Source organism: Stenotrophomonas sp. HMWF003 (assembly GCF_003061285.1).
GTDB classification, from domain to species: domain Bacteria; phylum Pseudomonadota; class Gammaproteobacteria; order Xanthomonadales; family Xanthomonadaceae; genus Stenotrophomonas; species Stenotrophomonas maltophilia_AP.
Window position 1 is genome coordinate 1 of record NZ_QAIW01000162.1, and the last position, 3,786, is coordinate 3,786.

5 protein-coding genes and 1 pseudogene are annotated in these 3,786 nt (G+C 69.0%); all 6 read right to left on the minus strand.

Going from position 1 to position 3,786, the window contains the following annotated elements:
• Positions 1-192: 192 nt before the first annotated feature.
• Complete coding sequence (hslV, locus tag DBR34_RS06690; protein ID WP_019183676.1) at positions 193-744, minus strand: ATP-dependent protease subunit HslV; 552 nt, start codon at positions 742-744, stop codon at positions 193-195.
• A gap of 91 nt (positions 745-835) precedes the next feature.
• Entirely contained in the window at positions 836-1,726 is an 891-nt protein-coding gene (gene xerC, locus DBR34_RS06695; RefSeq protein ID WP_128096215.1) for a tyrosine recombinase XerC, read from the minus strand.
• Between the two features lie 19 nt (positions 1,727-1,745).
• A complete protein-coding gene (locus tag DBR34_RS06700) occupies positions 1,746-2,423 on the minus strand; it encodes a DUF484 family protein (RefSeq protein WP_128096216.1) in 678 nt (225 codons plus the stop codon).
• Complete coding sequence (gene dapF, locus DBR34_RS06705; RefSeq protein WP_128096217.1) at positions 2,420-3,271, minus strand: diaminopimelate epimerase; 852 nt, start codon at positions 3,269-3,271, stop codon at positions 2,420-2,422. Before dapF ends, DBR34_RS06700 begins: the two co-directional genes overlap by 4 nt.
• The gene (locus tag DBR34_RS06710) at positions 3,264-3,503 is read right to left on the minus strand and encodes a lipoprotein (protein WP_128096218.1); all 240 of its coding nucleotides are present in this window, start codon (positions 3,501-3,503) and stop codon (positions 3,264-3,266) included. Before DBR34_RS06710 ends, dapF begins: the two co-directional genes overlap by 8 nt.
• A 142-nt stretch (positions 3,504-3,645) precedes the next feature.
• Positions 3,646-3,786 (minus strand): annotated as a pseudogene (locus tag DBR34_RS22265) (DUF454 domain-containing protein); the annotation flags it as partial.

Consider the following 3,786-nt stretch of genomic DNA (forward strand, 5'->3'; position numbering starts at 1 on the left):
GGGTCATGGTGGCGGAAGAGACTTCGATCTTGTGCGGCATGGGTGTGCTCACATGGAAAACGAGGGGGGGGGGGCAATCGCGTCGTGCCGGGCTCTGCCCGGCAAACCGGGTCACGGTGCCGGGCAGAGCCCGGCGCTACGCGATGTAACGGTGGGAAGGTCATGTTGCCGGGCAGAGCCCGGCACTACGCGTTACAGCTCTTCCACCACCACGTTGCGATTGGTGTAGATGCAGATGTCGCCGGCGATGTTGATCGACTCGGTGGCGATGGTGCGGGCGTCCAGTTCGGTGTGGGCCATCAGCGCGCGGGCGGCCGACAGCGCATAGGAACCGCCGGAACCGATCGCGATGATGCCGTCTTCCGGCTCGATCACATCGCCTGTGCCGCTGATGATCAACGAGGTGTCCTTGTCGGCTACGGCCAGCAGCGCTTCGAGCTTGCCCAGGCGGCGCTCGGTGCGCCAGTCCTTGGCCAGTTCCACTGCAGCGCGCTGCAGCTGGCCGTGCTTCTCAAGCTTGGCCTCGAACAGCTCGAACAGGGTGAAGGCGTCGGCGGCGGCACCGGCGAAACCGGCCAGCACCTGGCCCTCGCGACCCAGACGGCGCACCTTGCGGGCGTTGCCCTTCATCACCGTGTGGCCAAGGGTGACCTGGCCATCGCCGGCAACCGCGACATGACCGTTGCGGCGCACCGAAATGATGGTGGTGGCGTGAAATACGTTGGGGTTCTGACTGGGGTCCATGGAGCCTCCGGGGTGACAGAGACTGAGGTGGGGTCGTTGCCGGGGGCTTCAACCCACCCTGCCCTGCGGCCCGGTGACGCAGTGGATCGATTCAGCTTTCGTTGCTGCTCTTGCGCCGCTTCGCGCGCGGGTGCGCGGCGTCGTAGACCTTGGCCAGGTACTGGAAATCCAGGTGCGTGTAGATCTGCGTGGTGGCGATATCGGCATGCCCGAGCAGCTCCTGCACGCCGCGCAGGTCGCCGGAAGATTCCAGGATGTGGCTGGCGAAACTGTGCCGCAGCATGTGCGGGTGCACATGCTTGAACAGGCCCTGGCGCTGGGCCAGCTGGCGGATGCGGATCTGGATGGCGCGCTGGGTGATCGGCCCGCCCTTGCGCCCGGGGAACACCGGCGCGGTCGCTGCACCGCCGCTTTCGGCCCTCCAGCCCTCCAGCGCGGTGCGCGCGTGCGAGCCGAACGGCACGCGCCGCTCGCGGTTGCCCTTGCCCAGCACGTTCACCAGCCCGGTGGTGAAGTCCAGGTCACGCCAGATCAACGCGCACAGCTCGCTCAGGCGCAGACCGGAGGAATAGAACAGTTCCAGCAGCGCGCGGTCGCGCAGGCCCAGCGGCACATCGGTGGGCAATTCCACCAGCTGCACGGCCTCGTCGGCGTCAAGCACCTGTGGCAACTTGCGCGGCGCCTTCGGGGCCTTGAGGCCTGCGGCGGGGCTGGCCTCGATGCGGCGGTGCTTGAGCAGCCACGCATAGAAACTGCGGCACGCCGACAGGCGACGCTGCAGCGACGTGGGCGAGAGCCCGCGGCGGTGTTCGGCGGCGATGAACTGGCGCAACTGCTCGCCATCGAGCGCCTCGATGCGCGCGTCGTGGTCGTTGGCCCAGCCGGTCAGGGCCTCCAGGTCGCGGCGGTAGGCGTCCAGGGTGTGCACCGACATGCGCCGCTCCACCTCCAGGTGCGAGAGGAATTCCGCAGCGGCCCCCATGCCAGCGCCCACGTCGGCGTCAGTCGTGGGTGAAGCGGGCCAGACCCACCGCCAACGCCTCGCCCATCATGCGCAGGAACAGCGTGCCCATGCCCGGGTAGAAGCGGTTGGGGTCGTGGCTGCCCACGGCGATCAGGCCCACACCCGGCAGCGGCAGCAATGCGCTGGACTGCACCGTGTCGGCGAGTGCGCCGTACAGCACGGTGTTCTTCTCGGCCTGCAGGCGGCCGCAGATCGGCTCGCCGTCCTTGAGGCAATCGCGGAACGATGCCAGCAGCGGGCTGTCGGCCGGGATGACCTGCAGCCACGGCGCCTGCTCCAGCCCGGCCACCGGCTGCAGCATCACCAGGCGCACCTTGTCGCCGGCGAAGTCTTCTTCCAGTGACGCGGCCATGGCCCGCAGCGTGTCGGCGGCCGTGGTCTGCTTCATCAGCGCCAGGGTCAGCTGATGGGTGCGAACGGCCAGGCGCTCGTTGACCTGCGCGTTGGCGGCCAGGTCGGCCAGCCGTCGCGACAGCTCGCGGTTCTTGTCGCGCAGCACGTCCAGCTGGTAGCTGGCCAGCGATGCGGTCGGGCCGTCATCGCGCGGCACCACCATGGTGAGCGCCAGGTCCGGGAACTGCTTGAGGAACGCCGGGTGCCGCCGCAGCCAGGCGGCGACCTCGTGCGCACCGATCTTCTCGACCGTCTCGTTCATGCGTGCCACTCCCCTTCAAAGACGAAGGCTGCCGGGCCGGACATCACCACCTGGGCGTCGTCGGCCGGCCAGCGCAGGCGCAGCTCGCCACCGGGCAGCGACAGCGTGGCGTCGCGCTCCAGCCGGCCACGCTGCATCATCACCACCGCCGCCGCGCACGCGCCGCTGCCGCAGGCCAGGGTTTCGCCCACGCCGCGTTCGTACACGCGCAGGCGCGCATGGCGGGCGTCGATGACCTGCACGAAGCCGACATTCACCGACTGCGGGAAGGTGGCGTGCTGCTGCAGCAGGTTGCCCAGGCGTTCAACCGGGGCGGCATCGATCAGGCCCACTTCGATCACCGCATGCGGGTTGCCCATCGACACCGCGCCGAAGCGCACCGTGTCGCCCTGCAACGGCAGCAGGTATTCATCGCGCGCGCGGGCAAAGCCCAGCAGCGGCACCTGCGCCGGCTCGAAGCGCGGCACGCCCATCGCCACCGCGTACTGGTCGTTGCCCAGGCGTTCGATGGTGTGGGTGGCCAGCGGGCTGTCGATGGCGAAGCGCTCGCCGTCGGCTGCGCCATCGCGCACCAGCCAGGCGGCCACGCATCGGGCGCCGTTACCGCACTGCTCGGACTGCGAGCCGTCGGCGTTCCAGATGCGGTAGGACGCCACCGACCCTTCCGCACGCGGGGACTCAATGGTGAGGATCTGGTCGCAGCCAACGCCGGTATGGCGGTCGGCCAGGCGCGCGGCCAGGGCCGGGGTGGGCGCGGGTGTACCGTCACGCAGGTCCAGGACGACGAAATCATTGCCGGCGCCGTGCATCTTGCTGAAGCGCAGCACCGGGGAGGCGGCCTTAGTCATTACCGTCTTCGGACTTCAGCGCCGCGTCGACCGGATCGGGGACCACCGGCGGGTTCTCGGTGTCATCCACGGCAGCCGGCGTGGTCTCATCGACGTCCGGCTCGGCGACTTCTTCGACCGGCACCGGCTTCTGCGGCAGCACCAGCGGGCCTTTGTTGCCGCAGGCGGCAAGGAGAAGCAGCGAGGCCGCTGCCAACGGAATCAGGATTCGGTTGCGATGGGGGATGCTCATGGCCCGAGTATAGCCGTGCGGCGCCTCAGCGCATGTGGGTTGACGCCCCACCCGTTGCTGCGCAGAACGCGGGCCCCGCGTTACAACTACCCCCCGCCGCTTCGCAGCCGCCCCCTGACTCAGGGGCTCGTTTCCCCATCATTCAGGGAGTTTCTTCCGGTGGCAGCGGGCGGCTCCACAGCCAGATCGCCACCGCCGCCATGCTGCCGATGGAGAACCACTTCACCCAGGCGATCGGCACGCACCAGAGCATGATGCCGGCGCAGACCGCCATGGTCAGGGT